The following is a 21565-nucleotide window of genomic DNA, read 5'->3' as shown; positions in this document are numbered from 1 at the left end:
ATGCCATTTTCCATTTGATGTGAATCATACTATCACTTCGACTTTTTTTCACGCTCCGAAGTGGGGAAATAGGGCTACTTTTTAGGTTTGTCAAGGGAAAATATGCTATAATTGATGGTAGAGGAAAAATTAGGATGTTTCATCCTGTTTTTGTTCATACTAGATTGTAACCGTCACTTTCACATGAGTGTTACACGTTTTTACGAAGCTTTTCCTTGACATTGGAGGGGAATCAAGTATCGAGTGCTCATTTTTTGTGATAGAATGCTTATGAATAGCAAGTAAGACCTGACACTAGAATTTTTCTACATAAATGAGGCGACGGAGGGTGGCCATGTTTCCGTTTTTTGAGGATATTGTGATCTTAGAATATTTAGGGCAAATTGTAGATATTTTGCTCGTTACATATGTGATATATAAATTAATTATGATTATTAGAGGGACAAGAGCCGTACAGCTTTTAAAAGGAATTACCATTATCCTTGCGATCTGGTTCCTAAGTCGCTTTTTAGGGTTGCGTACACTTGAATTTATTATGACGCAAACGGTGACGTATGGGGTATTAGCTATTATTATTATATTCCAACCGGAGTTGCGAAGAGCACTTGAACAACTGGGGCGCGGACGCTTCTTTTCAGGCGGACGCAGTGCACAGCAAGAAGAGGTTAACCAGCGCTCGATTGAAGCGATGATTAAAGCTTCTGTTTATATGGGGAAACGTCGAATTGGGGCGTTAATGTCCATTGAAAGAGAAACCGGTATGAGTGATTACGTGGAGACAGGTATTCAGATGAATGCGGATTTAACATCTGAACTTTTAATTAATACGTTTATTCCGAACACTCCTTTACATGATGGAGCCGTTATTATCAAAAATAATCAAATACTCGCAGCCGGATGTTATTTGCCATTATCAGAAAACCCTTTTATTTCAAAAGAATTGGGAACTAGGCACAGGGCTGCACTTGGTGTGAGTGAAGTGACTGATTGTTTAACCGTTATTGTCTCTGAGGAAACGGGTAGCATCTCTTTAACGAAAAATGGGGAGCTGCATAGGGATATTAATGAGGATACTTTACGTGAGCTATTAACAAACGAATTAACTGAAGCAAAACCAACACAGACTTCCCGTTGGCAGTGGGGAGGTAAAAAGAATGGATAAATTATTTAGTAGTCATTGGTTTGTGAAAATCATTGCTTTCTTTATTGCTCTCATGCTTTTTACAATGGTAAACATAGATAATATGAATAATCAGCCAGGTTTATTACCGACCTTATCATCGAGTACACATACGGTAGGAGAAGTGCCATTAACCGTCTATTATGATGAAGATAATTATTCGCTGATTGATCAAACGGAAACGGTGCAAGTGACTTTGACAGGAAGCCAGACAGCGATACAAATGTTTCAAATGATGAGACCGAGTTATGAAGTTTTTGTAGATGTGACTGATTTGGAGGAAGGAACACATACGCTTCAGGTTGAGCATCGAGGCTTTCGAAATGATTTAACCGTATCGGTTGTTCCGGAATATGCACGTGTCGTATTACAAGAAAAACAAACCTACTCGCTACCAGTTACGGTAGAATTAATGAATGAGGATGAGGTTGAAGAAGGTTATTCAGTAGGGACACCGATTGTGACACCTGTTAATGTAACAGTGAAGGCGGCACGAGATTCGATCGCCGAGGTTGCAAGTGCGAAAGCATATGTTAATATTAGTGGGTCAGCTGGTGAAGTGGAAGATACCGTGCCAGTGAAGCTCTATGATCGGAGTGGAAACGAATTATCTCTTGAGACAGAGCCATCGATTGTAGAAGTAACGGTGCCGATTACGAGTCCTAATAAATCAGTACCGATTAAAGTATCAAGAGAAGGAAGTCTTCCTGAAGGCTTAAGCTTAGAATCATTGACGTTAGAGCCTAAAGAAGTGATTATTTTTGGACCGAAGGAAGTTATTGAAGAAATTGATGTGTTAGAGGGCGTTATTTTAGATTTAGCGGATCTTGAGAATGGTGAACCGGTGGAATTAGAAGTGCCACTTCCTGATGGCGTGGAGAAGGTAGAACCAGAAACGGTCACCGTGACACCAGTCATTTCGGAAACAGAGGAAAAAGAATTTGATGATGTTACGATACAAATTTCAGGAGCTGCACCTGAAGCAGATGTAGCGTTAGCAGACGGTGAGCCATCAACGATTCAGGTCATTGCTAGAGGGGCTGCATCTAGACTTGAGGAATTAACACGGGATGATATTCAAGTTTTTGTTGATGTCAGCCAAGAAGGTGAAGGCGATCATGAGGTTGACGTGCAAGTGAATGGTCCACGTGATTTTCAGTATGAAGTGAGTGAAACGATCATAACTGTAACGATCCGTTTAGAGGATACAGATGATGATTGATTTGTTTGAAGGAGAGAATAAATAATGGGAAAATATTTTGGTACGGATGGTGTCCGAGGTGAAGCAAACACCGAACTGACACCGGAGCTTGCATTTAAGTTAGGACGAGTGGGCGGTTATGTGTTAACAAAAGACACAGAGCACCCTCGTGTTATTATCGGTCGAGACACGCGTATTTCAGGTGAAATGTTAGAGAATGCTTTAGCAGCTGGCTTATTATCGATTGGCGTTGAAGTGATGCGTCTTGGTGTCATCTCGACACCAGGTGTTGCGTATTTGACAAAAGCGATGAGTGCTAATGCCGGTGTGATGATTTCTGCTTCACATAACCCGGTACCAGATAACGGAATTAAGTTTTTTGGTCCAGACGGCTTTAAGCTTTTGGATGAACAGGAAGCGGAAATTGAAGCCCTTTTAGATCAAGAGGATCAGTTGCCGCGTCCAACAGGAGGAGCAATTGGCCAAGTCAGTGAATACTTTGAAGGTGCTCAGAAATATGTTCAGTTCCTTAAACAAACCGTACAGCAAGATTTTTCGGGTCTGCATGTTGCTCTTGATTGTGCTAATGGTGCGGCATCTTCCATTGCCCCTTATTTATTTGCCGATTTAGAAGCTGATATTTCGACGATTGGTACATCACCAAATGGCGTTAATATTAACGAAGATTGTGGCTCCACACATCCAGAAAAGTTAGCTGAATTTGTTCTTGAGAAAGAAGCACATATCGGTTTAGCTTTTGATGGTGATGCAGACCGCTTGATTGCTATTGATGAAAAAGGGCAAATCGTCGATGGCGATAAAATCATGTATATTTGTGCGAAATATATGAAGGAGCAGGGCTGGCTCAAGCATGGTACGGTTGTGTCAACGGTTATGAGTAACCTTGGCTTTTATAAAGCACTTGAAGCAGCAGGTATTGAAGCTAAGCAAACGGCTGTAGGTGACCGTTATGTGATGGAGGAAATGAGAAAAGGTGACTTTAACCTCGGTGGTGAGCAGTCTGGCCATATCATTTTCCTTGATTATATTACAACGGGGGACGGTATGCTCTCGGCTTTACAACTCGTCAATATTTTAAAAGCAACAGGAAAGCCATTATCTGTCCTTGCTAGTGAAATGCCAACTTTCCCGCAGAGGTTAGTGAATATTCGTGTCTCTGATAAGCACGGTGTAACGGATAATGCAAAGGTAAAGGCTGCAATCGATCAAGTCGAGGCCGATATGAATGGTGAAGGTCGTGTGCTTGTACGCCCTTCCGGAACAGAATCTCTCGTACGTGTGATGGTCGAAGCAAAAACAGAGGAATTATGTGAAGAATATGTAACATCTATTGCTAAAGTCGTTGAAGCGGAAATGGGCTTAGCTGATTAATATGAATGATATGCATAGGTGCACGGATTATGGCACTTATGCATATTTTTATGTTGAGTAGCTGAAACTACTCTTACCCCTGAAGAACGATGACGATGGATTGACGTACGGACAACATTACGATATGATTAAAATCGATTCTATGATGGAAAGGTGGATGGAATGACGTAATCATAACGACAAGCGCCTGAACTGCTTTGGACGGAAAATGAGCAGTTGACGAGGAAGAGGGTTTATCGATATTTCGGCGGATGCCCTCCGGTTGACGCATGACAGCCGCGAAAGCTTTTGTAAAAAGCAAAGAGGTGACTCTTTGGACAAAATCAAAAGCGACATGCCCATAACAAATAAAAAAGAGTGGGGGCGAGTATGCCCCTATGGATGCTTGCCCCCGATATTATGGGAGGTAACATTATGTGTGGAATTGTAGGATATATTGGACAAAATGATGCGAAGGAAGTTCTTTTAAAAGGACTAGAGAAGCTTGAATACCGTGGCTATGACTCAGCCGGTATTGCCTTAGTTGCAGAAGAGGGCATTGAAGTATTCAAGGAAAAGGGACGAATTGCGACTTTACGTGAGGCTGTTGATCCGGGAGCTGCGGGAACAGTAGGGATCGGTCACACACGTTGGGCAACACACGGAGAACCAAGTCGTGTTAATGCACATCCGCATCAAAGTAAAACTGAGCGTTTTACGTTAGTTCATAATGGAGTGATTGAGAACTACGAATTATTATCACGAGAATATTTAGCAAATGTCTCACCTTCAAGTGAAACAGATACAGAAATTATCGTTTTATTAATTGAAAAATTTGTTGGTGAAGGCATGTCTGTTGAAGCTGCATTTAGCCATACTTTATCTTTATTAAAAGGGTCTTATGCGATTGCCTTATTAGATGGCGAAAATAGCGATGTGATTTATGTCGGTAAAAATAAGAGCCCGTTACTAATTGGATTAGCTGAAGAGGCAAATGTGATTGCATCTGACGCGATGGCGATGCTACAAATCACAAAACAATTCCTTGAAATTATGGATGAGGAATATGTGATTTTACGTAGTGATAATGTGGAGATTAAGACATTATCAGGTGAAGTGAAGACACGTGAACCATTTACAGCTGAATATGATGCAAGTGATATTGAAAAAGGCACATACCCTCATTACATGTTAAAAGAAATTGATGAGCAGCCTTTTGTTATTCGTAATATTATCCAAAAATATCAAAACGAAGATGGTTCGATTCGCTTAGACGATGATATTCGTGATGCGATGAAGCAATCTGATCGTATTTATGTGATTGCCGCAGGAACTAGTTATCATGCTGGTCTTGTCGGACAACAATTAATAGAGAAAATAGCCAAACGCCCAGTAGAAGTTCATATTGCAAGTGAATTCTTATACAATATGCCGCTTCTATCTGAGAACCCACTCTTTGTATTTATTTCGCAAAGTGGAGAAACGGCCGACCTTCGTGGTGTGTTGGTGGAAGTGAAAAAGCAAGGATACCGTGCGTTAACGATTACGAACGTACCTGGTTCCACGCTTTCTCGTGAAGCAGATTTCACGCTGCACACATATGCAGGACCTGAAATCGCCGTAGCTTCAACCAAAGCTTACACTGCCCAAATGGCCGTCTTTACTCTACTTGCTGTTGATACAGCCAATGCACAAGGCATTGAACTTGATTTTGACCCATTGCAAGAGCTCGCGATCGTAGCGAATGCGATGGAGGTCCTCACAGACCAGAAGGATAAGCTTGAAAAAGTAGCTCGTCACTTCCTTTCTGTATCAAGAAATTGCTTCTTTATCGGCCGTGCCCTCGACTACTATGTATGTCTAGAAGGTGCCTTAAAGCTCAAAGAAATTTCTTATATCCAAGCAGAAGGATTTGCAGGCGGAGAACTAAAGCACGGAACGATTGCCTTAATTGAACAAGGCACACCAGTTATTGCCTTAGCGACACAAGAACATGTGAACCTAAGCATTCGTGGTAACGTCAAAGAGGTTGCTGCACGAGGCGCAAGCCCATGCATCATCTCTATGGAAGGCATGGCAGAAGAAACGGACGCCTTTGTCATCCCAACCGTCCACGAATATTTAACACCAATCGTATCTGTCTTACCATTACAACTGATCGCCTACTACGCAGCACTACACCGCGATTGTGACGTAGATAAGCCACGTAACCTCGCAAAAAGTGTGACGGTGGAGTAGGATAAATCAAAGTTGTAGAAATAAATGTCGAGTTACAAAAAAGATGGTAACCGGACAAAAAAGATGGTAACTGAAATCGAATTAAATTTTCTAAATCTTAATCTCACATCAAAGATCCCTCATACTTTAAAAGTGTGAGGGATTATTTATTAGGGGGATAATATGTCGAGTTTTGAATTTAGTGATGTTGTTAGAAACTTATTAAAAAGCTTAAGTGACAAGGAGTTTAAAATTTTTATAAACTATGCTCACGAATATCATAGTAATGTTAAAGGAAACGACACTGAAAAAAATCAATTTACTCGGAACGTTAAACAAATTAGAGATGACGTTACTCAAAGTGTTTCTTTTGATAATTTGGATTCAATAGTTTTTGGTTTGATGAATGTAACTGATTTAGAAATAAATTCAAAATGTAGATCTGATAATGAATATAAGATTCGAGATTTACTGATTAATATTTCTTCTGACTTTATCTTTAACGAGATCAATAAGAAAAATTTTGATAAGGTAAGTATAAAATATTTGAAAAGTACTTTAAAAAAAGTACTATATTATTGTGAAGGTGAAAATAGTGACGATACAACTTCAAGGTTAAATTCTTTAAATATTATTCTGGATCATTCCATTAGATTATCTAGAAAAGATAATCTAATAATACTGACAGAGAAAGACAAAGAACTATGATTATACCATCGGCGACTTATGGTAATAATGAAGTTTTAAGTAACTTCAGGATATATTAAGAAACTAAAAAACCGTATGATTACGTATACGGTTTTTTAGTTAAAATTTAACTAGTAGATTTTATTTTGTTTTTAACCTTTTAACTATTTTCTCAAATATATTCATACTTTGATAATTCGTAATGTCTATATTATCTGAAATAACTTTTCTAAATGGAATAATATATTCTTCAAAAATAGTATTCAACAGGTCGTCGACATAGTTAGGATCTGCATTTAATTGCTGAATAACATAGTCGTAAAAGTTTATACACTCATTACTGTAGTGCAACATATTTCTTAGAGTGGTCATCTCTTTTTTATGCTTACCAACATATTGCTGAATTTTTTCATCCAAAACATTGTAATTAAGATCTACCCAGTGTCCTTTAAGTCGCTCACGAATATCTTCTATATTCCTCATAATCTCAAACATTTTAATTGACGTAAGACGTAACAATATATATTTATCAAAATTAAACGCTGTGGATTTATAATTTAGATGCTCCTTCATCCAAATGCAAGAGGTGATCTCGCTTTGTATAAGTAGTATTCGAGTTAAAAACACATTATAGCTGATATCATCCGTAAAGAAGATTTTATCCCATATGTCCTTCCCTTTATATCTTTTAGCATCTTTCAGCAGCAAAGGTTTAGACTCTAGGTCAACATCGCGATCTATTAAAGTAATAAGTAACTGCAATAATTCCCCTAGTTCACTTGTTAAATCTGTATACGCAGCTTTGTCGTATACATTTTGTAGAGGTGTACCATCAAAAATATATGTCGAGAATAAGGTACTCCCTACTAACGTATCTCCATCTAAATAGAAACCTAAATTGTCTATGTCATTACCGATGAGGCTCACGTGTGCCTCAAGTAATTTTTTAAACATTACTCTATTATTATTACCTTGTGTTGTTTTTACTTTATGACGAATCTCTTCAATTACTTCCATATTAGGCAAATCACCTTGAATAATTTCTGTATTCTTCAATACTTTGTTTGCTTCATAGAGCATTATACAGGTGTCTCGGAGATGAGAGTAGCTGAAGATAGCACTGTAATTTATAGAGTTTCGCCCTTCTAGTAACAGTTTCTTTATACCTTGTATGTCGTGGTTTAAAGTAGTTAAGTAATTTATTTACATTCACCTCGCTAATATTTGTATAGAAATATGTACCATTAAATATTATAACTTGAATCACTGTCAGGCAGCTTACTAAAAAATGCAAATTGTTTGCAAATCAAATCATTATTTTAAAAACTAAAATTATAATGAAAGCTTTTACTTGAGAAATGTTCAACTAACTGAATATATTTTACTGTGGAGGACAGAAAAATGACATATTGCTTTGCTTGGAAATCTGAAAATGAAATCTATATTGTTTCTGATTCACTTACATCAGCCAAAACAGAAATCGCTTTTAAGAATGATGAAACATTATCGAGTTTAGGAGAACTTTATGGAGAATATAACTCTTATTTTATTGCAGAGACAGTCACAAAAATTTTTGTAAAGAATAATATTGTTGTCGCTTATGCAGGGAAAAATATAAAAATATTTGACGATGTGAAAGATTATATAGACCGTTTCTCTATTGAAGAAATTTTAAATTATTTACCAGGAATATTATCCGAGTCAGAAATACTTTTAGCTGTAAAGAATGATGAGAATAACAAATTATATTATTTGAATAACTATGAAATTAAGGAGATAGATCAATATGTAGCTATAGGAAGTGGAAGTAAAATACCAGATTTAAATAATTTAATGGAAGATTTCACAATAACATATCCTGATGATAGTTATTTGCCAAGAAAAAAAGTAACCGCAGCTACAGCATATTTACAAATGATCTCCATAAAAAATAACTTTTTGAATTATGGCGTAGGGGGTGCTTTTTGCGGTATTTGTATACATAAGGATATAGAATGGAATGACGATTTATTATATTTTTTTTATGATGAAGAATTTAAGAACAAAAAATTAATTAATTTAATAATAAGAAAAGATAATATCATAACAGGTTCTGATTTTACGGGTCTAACAAAAGTATTCAGTCAAAAAGATATGGATGAGATTGAATATAGAAAAACGATCAGGAGTGCACATAAATCTATAACATCTTATATACCTGAATATGTAGTCTTCTATAGTTTTGATTATAATAATATCTATTTTTGTGAAGTTAAGAAAAATATACATACTGCTCTAATTAAAATGTTCCGACGCAGAGGTGAAAATAATGCCAAATTTGAAATATTCACCTCACCATATCTATTAGAAAATTATTTATTTACGAATAAAAATAATGAGAAATTTATAATTCCGTTTGAATATTTAGACGATATATTACCCGTTGATTATACTCCTAGGGATAAATTAATAGAGGAAGTAGTTAATATAGGGGATGTAGACTTTGAATATGATAATTTCGATTATCCTTTAGAAAATATTCATAACTCCATTGAAATAAGTAATGTCTTCAATTCTCAACTTGATGAGTATGAAAATGTATTAATTATCAATTTTAACTTTCTTGAATCGAAAATTTTAGAACTGAAAAATTTTTATAATGGGTTAGATATAAGTTTTGATAGTTCTAAGATTTTAAGGGGAATATGTGATCGGATAAAAAATGAGTTAGGAATTGATAACATAAAAATCCTTCTATTTAGTAATAGATATGAATTTTTCATTGATAAGATTCCTGGTTTAGAGTTGTACCTTAATGGGGTTGATTCTAATTTTAAATTATTTTGTATCTCATTTCTCTTTAACTATTACTTAGACGATAAGTACTATCATTTGAATAAAATAATCATATTTGATGATAGCTCGAATTTAAATGATATATTCGAAATTTTGCCGGATTATAACAGTGATCGTAACGAAGCTGATATCTTTATGATTAGAAATCAAAATAGTGAGTCTCAAGTATCCTTTTCCCCTTACTATTATAACGCAGATAGATTAATTTCTGAAATAGTTGGATTAAGCGATGAAGCAATGGGTCTGTGGGATCCAACTGCACCTAAAAAGGAGTTAAGCAAACTTGCAGAGTATTTAAATTTACAAATTGAGAGTTCGAAATCATATGATTGATATTTATTAAACTTACTGAGGGTACCCTAAATTAAAATTATGTCCTAATGAAAACCATACTTTTTTAAGAATACGGGTTTCTTTAGGTAGTCAAGATTTTAATGCTTGTAAGTAAACTAATGTTAAAGTATTCAGTTGAGCAGAAATTTAGAGTAATACGAAGAAATCAGAGCTGTCTGAAAGATATATTGATAATTTTTAACTCCTAATCTTTTTTTTGGATAGGTTGTGCTAAGATATAATCAAATAGAATGGGGGGTTTTGATGTATATTTCAGAATTAAAGCTAAGTAATTTTAGAGTTTTTTCCTCTGAAACAACGGTTCATTTCAATGATGGAATTAATGTTATCATTGGTCAAAATAATGCAGGTAAAACTGCGGTAATTAAAGCTCTGGATTTACTGTTTAATCCTAACTCAAAAAAGAAACTATCAATTAACGATTTCAATAGACAAATTAAAGTGGAAGAACTTAAAACTGCACCGCCGAAAATCGAAATTTCTGCGAAATTGTCTAAATCAAACGGTGAAGATGACTATTCAGATGAATTGATAACTGTTGCAAATTGGCTCACTAAAATTGAAGATCCATATGAAGCATACATAAAATTTGAATTCTTCTTACCAGAAACTAATGTGGAAGAATATCAATCATTAATGAATGAAATTAATAGTACTGATATTAATCAATACTGGAAAGAAATTGAACACAACTTCTTTAGAAAATACATATCTAAAATTTATGTTGGAAATCCAGAGCATAAAAATCAGATACAAGCAGATGAAATTAATAAATTTGATTTTCAGTTTTTAACTGCCATAAGAGATGTTGAAAGAGACTTATTTAAGGGAAACAGTAGTTTGTTGAAAGAAGTTATTGATTTCTTTATGGATTATGATATTAAAAGTGATTTAACCCTTGATAAAAAAGAAAAGGCAAGAAAAATTCAAGGATTGAAACGTGAATTTAATCAAGAATCATCAATTTTGATTAAGACATTACAAGACAGAATGGAATTAGGGAATGAAGAGATTTTAAAATATGTAGAAAAAACTGGGGCAGGAATAGATGAGTCAAAACCCTTATTCGATGGGGAGATTCTGGACACAGAACTATATTCAGCTTTAAGACTTATTGTGGAAAAAGAATCGGGAATTAAGCTTCCAGCAGTCAGTAATGGACTAGGATACAATAATTTAATATATATATCCCTTCTACTATCGAAAATGCAGAAGAATGCCTCAAGTGAGTATTTAGGTTCAAACTCTAAAGTATTTTCAATCTTAGCTATTGAAGAACCTGAAGCGCATTTGCATCCAAATATGCAGTACAAGTTTCTCCAATTTCTTAAAGAAAATAGAGCGTCTAACGTAAATCAAGTATTTATTACCTCTCACTCTCCAAATATTACAGCAGCTGTTGATCTAGACGATATTATAATTCTTCAAAAAGACAGATCATCAAATATACACATTGCCTATCCTGGTAAAGTATTCAATTTAAAAGAAACTGAAGATATTAAATCGAAGAATTACGTTAAGAGATTTCTTGATGTTACCAAGGCTGATTTATTTTTTGCTGAATCAGTTATTTTAGTGGAAGGTGTTGCGGAGCAAGTTTTACTCCCAGAACTAGCGATGTTATTAGAGGATGAAATTGATCTGGTGGACAATCATACATCTATAATAAATATAGGTGGAAGATACTTTGACCACTTTCTGAAGCTATTTGATACATCAAATAGTAGTTATGCTTTAAGGAAAAAAGTTGCTTGCATTACTGATTTAGACCCTGTGAGAAAAAAGAGAGAGACGGAAAAGGCTAGATGGGTAAAATGTGATCCATTGCTATTAAATTTACAAACTGATATTTACGAATATAAAGCGTGTTCAAACGGATTAGTATCCAAAGATGAATATAGTGAGACTGCACATATAGAAGTATTTAATCAAGTCATTGGAGAAAGTTCAACTTTTGAATATGATATATTCCTTAAAAACCCTTCTGATTACCTGATTACAGAATCACTATCTAATATTGACGAACTTAGAAAGTTGATACTTTTACTGGATGAAGCAAAATCCTTAACTGAACTATTAGATGAATTGGGCTCAGGAGATTTTAAGACAGAGGTTCAAGAATTGATGGAAAAAAGTATATTACTAGATGATCCAATAGTAAGAAAAAAGTTAGTTGCCAGTCGATACCTTTCATCGATCTCTAAAGGTGAAGCTGCTCAAGAACTTGCTTATGCAATATCTGAAAATAAAACTCAGATAACACCTCCAGAGTATATAAAGGAGGCGTTAGAATGGATTTGTCAAAAGCAGTAAAGCTAGAAGACAGCAAAGAATTAATCCCAATAGAAGAGCATTTTAAGCTATATGCGGGCCCAGGGGCTGGGAAGACAACATTCCTAACAAATCACATTAAAAATGTGCTAGGCGCATCTGATAAGTTAAAACATAAAAGGAAAATTGCTTGTATAACGTACACGAACGCGGCCGTTGATAACTTGAGAACGAGATTAGATACATCTTTAGAGAGTGTGGAGATAACAACGATCCATAGTTTTTGTTATAAACACATCGTAAAACCATTTCTTTGGTTATTGGATCATTGCCCGGTAGCAATTGAGAAAATGGAGGGACACGATGAAATTAAACTAAGACGAAGTCAGATTGATAAAATTAAAAAGGAAGCTAAGCAATCATACTTATCTAATTCAAGTCTGATGGATGCTTTAAACAAACTTCAATGGTTATTTAAAAGTAACGGGAAATTCGAACTTGGATACAAAAGACCATTTGATGGTATGGTTGACGGCTCTTACGTAGCGAAAATAATGTATATGAAGTTTAAAGAAGCTCATTGGAGTGAGGGGCGTTTAAGTCACGATGATGTCTTATACTTTGCTTATAGAATCATATTGGAACATCCTCAAGTTAGAGAGATAATAAGGGGAAAGTTCCCTTACATATTTATTGACGAGTTCCAAGATACTAGTCCATTACAAGTGAAAATAGTAAAAATAATCTCGGATAAAGAAACTGTGATCGGTGTGATAGGAGATATATGCCAATCTATATATTCTTTTCAAGGGGCAAGTGTAGGAGATTTCGAGGAATTTGAAGTCAAGAATATGAAACTTTATATTCTTCAAGAAAATCATAGGTCTTCCAAAGAAATTGTTAACATTCTTAATCATATGAGAAAAGATAAGGATTTTCAGCAAGAAACTAAAATCAAATTGAACAATTCTAGACCTACTATTTTAATAGGTGATAAATCTTCTTCATATGAGCACATCAAAAAGAAGTCGCTGATTGATTTAATGATACTAGCATATCGTAATAAGACTTTAGATAATCTTCAGAAACCAGATTCGATTAATCAGGATAAAGAAGTAAATTATTTAACAGATGATTCAGATTCAAATAGGGCTTGGAGAATTTATCACGTTATAAAAGCGTTAGAGTATGCTAAAACACAAAAAATAAAAGAAGCATTAAAAGCAATGAAAATGGCGTATCGAAAAGAAGACCTAAGCGAAACGGAAGTTTTTCGTAATCTCAAGCGATTAATAAATATTCGAGATAAAATTTATAATCTAACCCTTACAGATTTTTATAATGACCATCTTTTTGGCCACTATAATGTAAAAGCAAAAATTTCTAGAGGTGTAATTAAACAAATCTATGATAGTGCTCTATACTCAGATGCTGCTGTTAACATAAACGTTGTTGATGAGCATAATAATTTCCGATCAATTCATAACGCTAAAGGTGAGGAGTTTGAAAATGTATTTCTAATAATTCCTTCAGTAGAGAAAAATGAATTATCTTTTCTTCTAGAACCTGATATGGACAAAGAAACTCATAGGGTTTACTATGTAGCATTAAGTAGAGCAATAAAAGGCCTCTTTATTAGTGTTCCAAGTCTAACTTTAGATCAAAAAAGTCAATTAGAAGACTTAGAGTTTTCTATAATTGAGACTTAAGAAAATTAATTTTTTAATTATTAGTAACCTTTAAGAATCCTTTTATACTAGGATTCTTTTATTTTGTTTAGTTCTTATTTTAAGGGGCATACTACTAACCAATAAAATTCAAAATTTACGTAAATATATATCTATTTTAGGAGGTGTAAATAATGTTTTTTCCTAGCTTATATCCTGATGAATTATTCTATAGTGCTCTACTAAGGTACTCTAAACAGTCGGGTAACCATACTGAGTATAAAGTTAAATCTGTAATAGATTACGGAGAACTGTGGAAAAAGAAATTATGTTTATTAGTCGAGGAAGGTTTAACACTATCTAAGTTATCACAAGAGTTAAAAGTTAGTCCAGAAACCATAATTCGATTTATTAATGTTTTAAATTTAAATGAAAAATGGTTCAGTATTCATCCTCGTTACAAAAAGAGAGCCGGAAAATATTCTAAAAGGGCAGTTCGAAATAGGAAAGAAATTACTTGTGAGAAGAGAAAAAAGTGGGTCGATTTAGTTAGTAATAACGGATACTCTGGCTCTCGAAAGCTAGATAGCAACCTTTATAATTGGTTGTTGACTTATGACTCTGACTGGTTGCGTGAATCTAAATTAAAGCATAAATCAAATTTACTACCAAAGGAAAAGATAAGTAGGAGTAAATTTAGTGACCAAAATATTGTTTATGATGAGATAGATTATATAGTTAAGAATTGGTCCTATTACGAACTTAACCAACCGATATTTATGAGTAAGGCTGCTATATGTAGATGTCTTAATAAACAACCACGTTATGATAAAAATAAACTAGACATATATTTAGGTGAGGTAGCAGAAAAACGAGAAGATTATATACTAAGAAAATTGCATTGGGCTTACAATGAACTATTGTCTCAAAACAAAAGTCTCTCAAGAACGAATCTTATTAAAATAAGTGGAAAGCTAAGGCCGGAATATAAAGATATCTATAATGAATTTTGTCTTAAACATTTTGAGAAATAGACTAAATTAGACTATATAGATGAACCCTTTCAGTTACCATCTTTATTTTAAAGAGAAATACATTCAACAAAAGATGAACTCTGTCAGTTACCATCTTTATTTTTTTTTGCAAAAAAAATTTCAACGTAGAGACAAGGGTTTCAGGCATTTTTAGTTACCATCTTTTTTGTAACTCATTAATAAATGTGGATTTAAAATAAAGTCGTGACGTTTGCAAAAAGGATGCGATGTTTTAAATAAAGTCACGATGTTTTTAAAAATGTCGCGAAGTTAGACCCTTTGGATATGCATTGTCCAAAGGGTCTCTTTATGGTGAGAATAACATAATGATAGTTCCGCGAACGGCCCATATTCTTGAATAATCGTTTTGCTCTAAAATGGTTTCTGGTAATTAAACAGAATATGATAAAGGTTTATGAATAGTAAGAATGGGGATTGGTATGTCGTGTAGATGCCAGTCCTTTTTTGTCTTAATTTAGATGTAAATCGTTTATAAAATGCACCCATGAACGGTTTTATATTTAGATGTAAGTCAAGGAATATCAATTACATATGTCACTGTTAGAACGACCTTTTGGTCATTACAATTAGATATATATAATATAAGAAGGGAATGATGATATTGACAAGTGGGGGAAGGATAGCGTCGCGTTGGCATTCGCAAAGGATGACCAAATATTTGTTGGGGTGCGGTATAGTTGGCTCTACCATGTTTGTGTTTGTTTTTCTCCTCGATGGAGCAACTCGTATAGGTTATGACCCCCTATACCATCCAGTTAGTGCGCTAAGTCTTGGTGATAGAGGATGGCTACAAATTGCCAACTTTATAATAGCTGGAGTTCTGATGGTTGCTTTTGCTGTGGGGCTGAGACGTTCACTATATTCTGGGCATGGTGCAAGGTGGGGTCCTTTCCTATTTGGTATATTTGGAGTAAGCTTGGTGTTTTCAGGTATCTTTGTTATGGATCCTATGCAAGGGTATCCACCAGGAGCTCCAGCTGGGATCCACACAGATGGAGTCAGTTGGCATCACTATGCTCATGATGTATTCGGCATACTTGTGTTCACATCGCTTCCCATTGCATGTTTTGTATTTGCCCGTAGGTTCTCCAAGTCTGCAAGCCGTGGCTGGACTTTGTATAGCATGCTCACTGGTATGGTAATGGTGGTACTGTTTATGTTTTTTGGAACGCTCTGGGAGAGTGATAATCATTTGGCGGGCTTAATTCAACGTATGATGCTTGTTGCAGGCTTTGCATGGGTCACTTTAATGGCAGCGAATCTGTATAAAGAATGTAAGAAGGAGCGTGATTATGAAAGATGGACGGCAAATTTGTAGCAACGTTTCCGAAATGTGGTGTACAGCCATCATCTTAGCGTCGTCTCTTTGGTTAATGTGGAGCGGAAACATGGACATTCGAACACTGCTGATCACGACGGAACAATCCCAATTTGGCGAAATTGGCTGCCTGCTCTTGTTGGCATCTGCCTTATTCGTTTCATTCCGATTCGCCTACAAAGCTAAATCCCCTTCGTGATTTTAACAGAAAGCTCCTCGGGGTTGTGAATTGCAGACTAAGTTAAATATTTTTATCAATGGGTTTCAAGAAATTGCACTTACAAGAGAGTATTTGAATTACCTGGTCGAAAATAATGAGAACCTAAAAAGACTATTAGATTGACCCTAGAATTGCTTTAGTTATTAAGGCATGAAAAGCCAATATTTCATATGAAATATTGGCTTTTTGCTGTTTAAGTTGATTATATTAATAATAACTTTTGTAATATGTGGAGGATGTTACAGTTTTGCTAGTGTATAATTGATCTCTAAGAGAATGAAAAAATATAGCGTGATATTTGTTTAATTCTTTTTGGGGAACTCGCTAATTCTATATAGTGCTAAAAAGGACAGAATAAATGGAGTAGGGAAGGTGTGCTTAATATGTTCTTTAAATACTTCAATGATACAGGTCGTACTGTTAAAATACATCCAGCAACATAAGCACATGGTTGCACTACAGATTTGAATGAGATTAAGCATGGGGGAAGTTTTTGTTTTTACAGGTCCAGTAGATACTTATGCATGGGTGAAGATGTGGGATTATGGTGAAGAAGGCCTATAGATTTTAGTGTCACCAATTGAATTAGACGGTGCATAATTTAAAAGCAAAGTAAGGATACATCGACAATTTATAAAGTTAAAGGGGAACTCAAATGCTTTGTAATGAATGTGGAGGATTTTGAAAAGGAACTAAGTACGAAAGAGCAAATGAATTATAATCGTATTTGTGATGTGAAGTGTACAAAATGTTATATTGAATGCTATTGCTACGAGCTTAATTAGCTTAATTCCTCTTTATGTTGGTTTGAAAAAATATTCTGTCCCAGCTACAATCGTTTCAGCCTTTTTTATCTCTCTAATCGTATGTCAGAATGTAAATGGATTTTCATTATATTCAATTATAATAATACCTATTACTCTTTCGTTAATAGGATTAATAATTGCTATCATCTCCATCAAGAATATAGATAATATTGATATAATAGTTTAATAAGGAACATTCAAAACAGGGGATGTGCAAAAAATTAATGAAAGGTCTCAAACGAGTATACTTTTATTCGAAAATGCACCTCGATTTTTCAAAAGTGAAACATGGGTGTCTCTAAAAAAAATCCATAAAGATAAATTCTAACGGGATGTAGCTGAAGATAACTTGAGTGAGGCAACTGAAGATATTATATATGAAGCCGAATTTACAATTAATAGAGGGACAGAACTATTTGTGATTAATGTAGAATAAGTTCCTATTGAAATGTCTATGGAAAGTTTAAACATGGAAGGATAATATATAATTGGGGAATTTTAACGGTGGGAGGGTTATCCTTCTCGTATAGATTATTAATAGAGGGAGGAAAAGTTATGCAAATATTATTAATTAGGCATGGGGAATCGGAAGCAGATATTTTAAACGTTCATGAAGGAAGAGCCGATTTTGAATTAACGGAAATGGGTAGAAAACAAGTGGGAGCTTTAGTACATAAAGTGAAAAATGACTTTCGGCCGCATTGTATATGGGCGAGTACATTAAAGAGGGCACGAGAAACTGCTGAAACATTAGCGGAAGCTATTGGTTGTCCAGTGGAATTAGAAGAAGAATTAATGGAATTTAATAATGGTATACAGGCTGGCATGTCTTTTGAAGAGGCGAAAAAGCACCCGGTGCCAAAATTCCTTCATGATCGTTTTGAGAATGGGGAATCATTCATAGAGTTTCGAATGAGAATTGAAACGATATTTTCTAAAATTGTGACAGAAAATAAGTATGAGCGGATTGCGATTGTAGCTCATGGCGGGGTAATTAATAGTATATTACGTGCTTTTTTCCAAATGCCAATGAACATGGATTACTATTTTAAAATAGGGGATACAGGGATTAGTATGATTGAACTTACAGATGCAGGTAAAGTAATTCATTTTATCAACGATACGAATCACTTAAAATGTATATAAGCCAAAATAGATCATAATTGAAGAGAGTATAGTTAGAAAATTAAAAATGCATTGAAAAATTGTAAACGATAAACTAGAACTCAACAGTTCACCTTAAACCAGCAGCTTTCTTTATACTTAAATCAGTCTATAGAAAGTGAGGAACAGGGAGAGGGAAAGTTGACGATCTTACCTAGAAGGTATTTGACGGTTACAATGACTGTTTGAATTGATATTACTTTCTCCCTGTAAAAAGTTGGTTTCTGAAATGGATCTTGCTTCATTAAGAAACGTTTTCCAATACTTTGATCATTATTAATCTTTCTTCTAGTTGCATATTGAACTAGGGGAATTTTCATGAACAGTCATAATGAAAACGAAGAAATACTATCAGGTGGCAATGTATCAAATGTTTATCGTACAGGAGAAACTGTGCGACGAAATATAAAGGAAAATAGTCCAAAAATCCATAAGGTATTGAAGCATTTAGAACAAAAAGCTTCAGCACAATGACTGTTGTTGGGGTAAAGTGATTACCCATAATATTAAGAGTAGAGTTGTTGGAATGTTCCAGGGGGGCCATGGCCCCCTGAAACATTACTTACTTTCTTATCCAACGTGCTTTCCGATTTTTTTATATTGATGTCTTAATAAAATTCTTGCTCTAAAGCGGTCAAACCGTTGATACCCAAACACATTTCGTTTCATTAACCTTAAGTTCAGGTACCGGTTTAAAAACCAACTTTCCTGCTCTGTTAATGTTTCATGGGCTTTATGCATGACATGCACCTTAAAGGTTGGGCTCATGTCCGAAATGACGATCTCTACATCTTGACCATGCTTGTTGATTAGGGGGAAGAGGTGTCTATTTTTTGCATGTATGACAATTTTCATCAAGTTTTTTTAGACTGTTCTTTAACCAAATAAAGCTCATTAGTAGCCATGGACAGGATAGAAGAAAGGTAAAAAGAATGTATAAGTGCATCGAGTGAACGACTAAGGATAGGATGTAGGTGATTAATAAGTAAAAAATCTTTAAAATCATTACTTTTAAGTGAATATGTTTCACCGTATTCCTCCTTAAATTACTATTTGTAAAATTCTATTCACTAATATTAAGAATTATAAGTAAGAGTGAAATGTCGATTGTACAAGATATTAATAAGCATGCAGATTATTTTAAGGAAAGAGGGCAAGATTTGCTTTATAACATGAATGTATGTATTGAAAGTTAAGATTTTGAGAGCATAACAAATATAATTAATACTTACAACAGCCACTAATTGTTAGTGATGACATGATTGTTAAATTAAAAAATAAAGATTTCGGGATGGAAATAGCTCTAGCCTTTTAGCCAGAGCTATTTCCTTTGATTATTAGGTATTTTTAATTGAGAATGATGGTACAAATATCTTATTTACTTATTATTAACTTGAGGTAGAATCGGAATTAATTCTTTATTTATAAAGTCCACATACCATTGCCTTTGTAGAACTTTATATAAATTTATGGCGTTTGTATAGTATTCTAATACTTGATTTTGCTGAACGGGGTCTCTATCGGCTAACATTGAAAGAGATTGGCCAAATTGAACAAATAAATTTGGAAGTACAGAGATATCTTCTTGTTTTATCGATAATAAGATGCCTTCGTGGGCGATTTCTGTGGACATTTGATATTCAGATCTTAAGAACATAAGCTTTGATAAATTAAAATAAACTTTTAGCTTGAGTTTATAATAACCTTCTATTTTTATATTTTTACTTAATATGTCTTGGTAATAAATCGTTGCTTTTTTGTATTGTTTATTCTGTGTTAAGATATTACCTATCACATTTTTTATTTTCAAATCTTGATAAGATTGTTTTAATAAGTAATCCTGTTGAACGTCGATTAATTCTTCGAGCTCATTGATACATTGTTTATAATTAATTTGATTTATGTAATAACTTGATAAAATGTTATGCCAGCGTATGTACTGGTTAAATTCATTTCCTAAGGTTTTCAGTGTATGGTTTTTGAGGTTAAGCTTCGTAATTTCAAATACTTCTTTGTAGTCGTTTAATTTTACAAGTCTGTCTATTTCGCTCATAGTTTCTTGTATGTATAAATAGCTTGTTGTAGATAATTCTTTAATAAGCTGGTCAATGGAGAAGTGGAGTTTTATTGATATTGCGTAAAGTATATCAATACTTGGGAAAGTTCTTCCTAGCTCAATACTACTAATGGCTGCTTGTGTGCATATTCCCTCTGCTAAATCCTTCTGCGATAAGGAAAATTGTTTTCTTAACTTCTTAATTTCTTCCCCTAGATCTTTACTGGAAATAAACATCATTAAACCTCCTAATATACAACAAATTTTGTATTTATTTATTATTTTAATGAAAAACAGAGAGAAATTCACTAAATATTTGAAAAATACCTCGAAACCTCAAAATGGTCATTTTTTGATACGTAGTACAATGAGCTTATCAAAAATAAATCATTCGGAGGTTAGTTATGAAACAAACACTAAAACTATTATTATTTACAGTTATCTTGATTACATTTGGATTTTTAAGTACTCAATTCGGAACAGAATTAGCCTTGGATTTTATTTCACCGTTATCGGAAGATTTACCAACTTTACCACCTGTTAATTAAAATTAAGATTAAAAAAACAAATATCTACAGATAATTTTATCTGAATATTCAAATTTATTAAAGGGGGTGATTAAAAAAAGAACTAGTAAATGTTGAAAAAATTAGAGAAGTTGAAAAGAAAGTACTAAAACAAAAAGAAGGAGGCTGCTAAAATGAATCAACCAAAACCAGTAACGGTGGAAGAATTAGAAAAGTTCGAAGAACAAAGAAATGGCGATGTCGTAATCATCCGTTGTGCCCGCTAAAACCCAAAAAGAAGGAGGAAATTGAAATGAGTCAACCAAAACCAGTAACGGTGGAAGAATTAGAAAAGTTCGAAGAGCAAAGAAATGGCGATGTCGTAATTATCCGTTGTGCCCGCTAAAACCCCAAAAAGAAGGAGGAAATTGAAATGAGTCAACCAAAACCAGTAACGGTGGAAGAATTAGAAAAGTTCGAAGAGCAAAGAAATGGCGATGTCGTAATCATCCGTTGTGCCCGCTAAAACCCCAAAAAGAAGGAGGAAATTGAAATGAGTCAACCAAAACCAGTAACGGTCGAAGAATTAGAAAAGTTCGAAGAGCAAAGAAATGGCGATGTCGTAATCATCCGTTGTGCCCGCTAAAACCCCAAAAA

15 protein-coding genes and 1 pseudogene are annotated in these 21565 nt (G+C 34.4%); 13 read left to right on the top strand and 3 right to left on the bottom strand.

Translation table 11 applies throughout. From position 1 onward, the window contains the following. The first annotated feature begins 334 nt into the window (after positions 1–334). The 5 genes from cdaA to PQ479_RS18775 all read left to right on the top strand — a co-directional run bounded on the left by cdaA (position 335) and on the right by PQ479_RS18775 (position 6677). Positions 335–1162: a diadenylate cyclase CdaA gene (gene cdaA / locus PQ479_RS18795; RefSeq protein WP_047988035.1), complete on the top strand. Its 828-nt coding sequence runs from the start codon at positions 335–337 to the stop codon at positions 1160–1162. Then, on the top strand, positions 1155–2402 hold the full coding sequence (locus PQ479_RS18790) for a CdaR family protein (protein WP_047988036.1): 1248 nt from the start codon (positions 1155–1157) through the stop codon (positions 2400–2402). Before cdaA ends, PQ479_RS18790 begins: the two co-directional genes overlap by 8 nt. A 24-nt stretch (positions 2403–2426) precedes the next feature. Beyond that, positions 2427–3773: a phosphoglucosamine mutase gene (gene glmM / locus PQ479_RS18785; protein WP_047988037.1), complete on the top strand. Its 1347-nt coding sequence runs from the start codon at positions 2427–2429 to the stop codon at positions 3771–3773. A 414-nt stretch (positions 3774–4187) separates the two neighbouring features. Then, a complete protein-coding gene (glmS, locus tag PQ479_RS18780; protein WP_047988038.1) occupies positions 4188–5990 on the top strand; it encodes a glutamine--fructose-6-phosphate transaminase (isomerizing) in 1803 nt (600 codons plus the stop codon). Between the two features lie 162 nt (positions 5991–6152). Beyond that, on the top strand, positions 6153–6677 hold the full coding sequence (locus PQ479_RS18775; RefSeq protein WP_047988039.1) for a hypothetical protein: 525 nt from the start codon (positions 6153–6155) through the stop codon (positions 6675–6677). A 120-nt stretch (positions 6678–6797) separates the two neighbouring features. Here the strand turns inward: PQ479_RS18775 and PQ479_RS18770 are convergent, their stop codons facing one another. Next, entirely contained in the window at positions 6798–7673 is an 876-nt protein-coding gene (locus tag PQ479_RS18770; protein WP_273717155.1) for a hypothetical protein, read from the bottom strand. 384 nt (positions 7674–8057) lie between these two features. On the opposite strand from PQ479_RS18770, the gene PQ479_RS18765 reads away from it, so the two are divergent. The 7 genes and pseudogenes from PQ479_RS18765 to PQ479_RS18735 form a co-directional block, all read left to right on the top strand. Continuing rightward, entirely contained in the window at positions 8058–9824 is a 1767-nt protein-coding gene (locus PQ479_RS18765; RefSeq protein ID WP_273717154.1) for a hypothetical protein, read from the top strand. A 264-nt stretch (positions 9825–10088) separates the two neighbouring features. Next, positions 10089–12158: an ATP-dependent nuclease gene (locus PQ479_RS18760; RefSeq protein WP_047988043.1), complete on the top strand. Its 2070-nt coding sequence runs from the start codon at positions 10089–10091 to the stop codon at positions 12156–12158. Next, positions 12137–13825, top strand: coding sequence for a UvrD-helicase domain-containing protein (locus PQ479_RS18755; RefSeq protein ID WP_047988044.1), 1689 nt, complete (start codon positions 12137–12139; stop codon positions 13823–13825). The genes PQ479_RS18760 and PQ479_RS18755 overlap by 22 nt, the downstream gene beginning before the upstream one ends. A gap of 152 nt (positions 13826–13977) precedes the next feature. Beyond that, positions 13978–14817 carry a TnsD family Tn7-like transposition protein gene (locus PQ479_RS18750; protein WP_047988045.1) on the top strand — a complete coding sequence of 280 codons (840 nt, stop codon included), beginning with the start codon at positions 13978–13980 and terminating at the stop codon, positions 14815–14817. 613 nt (positions 14818–15430) lie between these two features. Further along, entirely contained in the window at positions 15431–16156 is a 726-nt protein-coding gene (locus PQ479_RS18745) for a DUF998 domain-containing protein (RefSeq protein ID WP_337957127.1), read from the top strand. 1581 nt (positions 16157–17737) lie between these two features. After that, positions 17738–18328 carry a histidine phosphatase family protein gene (locus PQ479_RS18740; protein WP_047988046.1) on the top strand — a complete coding sequence of 197 codons (591 nt, stop codon included), beginning with the start codon at positions 17738–17740 and terminating at the stop codon, positions 18326–18328. Positions 18329–18664: 336 nt separating this feature from the next. Further along, positions 18665–18805: pseudogene (locus tag PQ479_RS18735) on the top strand (aminoglycoside phosphotransferase); the annotation flags it as partial. Between the two features lie 111 nt (positions 18806–18916). On the opposite strand, the gene PQ479_RS18730 reads toward PQ479_RS18735, so the two are convergent. Then, positions 18917–19087 (bottom strand): hypothetical protein, encoded by a 171-nt coding sequence (locus tag PQ479_RS18730; RefSeq protein WP_273717153.1) that lies wholly within the window; start codon positions 19085–19087, stop codon positions 18917–18919. Between the two features lie 637 nt (positions 19088–19724). Further along, complete coding sequence (locus tag PQ479_RS18725; protein WP_047988047.1) at positions 19725–20639, bottom strand: helix-turn-helix domain-containing protein; 915 nt, start codon at positions 20637–20639, stop codon at positions 19725–19727. Between the two features lie 167 nt (positions 20640–20806). Between PQ479_RS18725 and PQ479_RS18720 the strand changes: the two genes are divergently transcribed. After that, positions 20807–20950: a hypothetical protein gene (locus tag PQ479_RS18720; protein ID WP_273717152.1), complete on the top strand. Its 144-nt coding sequence runs from the start codon at positions 20807–20809 to the stop codon at positions 20948–20950. The last annotated feature ends 615 nt before the right edge of the window (positions 20951–21565 follow it).

Source organism: Alkalihalobacillus pseudalcaliphilus (assembly GCF_028610675.1).
In the GTDB taxonomy this organism is placed as follows: domain Bacteria; phylum Bacillota; class Bacilli; order Bacillales; family Bacillaceae_D; genus Alkalihalobacillus; species Alkalihalobacillus pseudalcaliphilus.
This window is presented reverse-complemented; position numbering and strand designations above follow the sequence as displayed.

Coding starts and splice junctions, on each gene's coding strand:
- cdaA (WP_047988035.1), top strand. CDS start 335: ATGTTTCCGTTTTTTGAGGATATTGTGATCTTAGAATATTTAGGGCAA.
- PQ479_RS18790 (WP_047988036.1), top strand. CDS start 1,155: ATGGATAAATTATTTAGTAGTCATTGGTTTGTGAAAATCATTGCTTTC.
- glmM (WP_047988037.1), top strand. CDS start 2,427: ATGGGAAAATATTTTGGTACGGATGGTGTCCGAGGTGAAGCAAACACC.
- glmS (WP_047988038.1), top strand. CDS start 4,188: ATGTGTGGAATTGTAGGATATATTGGACAAAATGATGCGAAGGAAGTT.
- PQ479_RS18775 (WP_047988039.1), top strand. CDS start 6,153: ATGTCGAGTTTTGAATTTAGTGATGTTGTTAGAAACTTATTAAAAAGC.
- PQ479_RS18770 (WP_273717155.1), bottom strand. CDS start 7,673: ATGGAAGTAATTGAAGAGATTCGTCATAAAGTAAAAACAACACAAGGT.
- PQ479_RS18765 (WP_273717154.1), top strand. CDS start 8,058: ATGACATATTGCTTTGCTTGGAAATCTGAAAATGAAATCTATATTGTT.
- PQ479_RS18760 (WP_047988043.1), top strand. CDS start 10,089: ATGTATATTTCAGAATTAAAGCTAAGTAATTTTAGAGTTTTTTCCTCT.
- PQ479_RS18755 (WP_047988044.1), top strand. CDS start 12,137: ATGGATTTGTCAAAAGCAGTAAAGCTAGAAGACAGCAAAGAATTAATC.
- PQ479_RS18750 (WP_047988045.1), top strand. CDS start 13,978: ATGTTTTTTCCTAGCTTATATCCTGATGAATTATTCTATAGTGCTCTA.
- PQ479_RS18745 (WP_337957127.1), top strand. CDS start 15,431: ATGATGATATTGACAAGTGGGGGAAGGATAGCGTCGCGTTGGCATTCG.
- PQ479_RS18740 (WP_047988046.1), top strand. CDS start 17,738: ATGCAAATATTATTAATTAGGCATGGGGAATCGGAAGCAGATATTTTA.
- PQ479_RS18730 (WP_273717153.1), bottom strand. CDS start 19,087: ATGCATAAAGCCCATGAAACATTAACAGAGCAGGAAAGTTGGTTTTTA.
- PQ479_RS18725 (WP_047988047.1), bottom strand. CDS start 20,639: ATGTTTATTTCCAGTAAAGATCTAGGGGAAGAAATTAAGAAGTTAAGA.
- PQ479_RS18720 (WP_273717152.1), top strand. CDS start 20,807: ATGAAACAAACACTAAAACTATTATTATTTACAGTTATCTTGATTACA.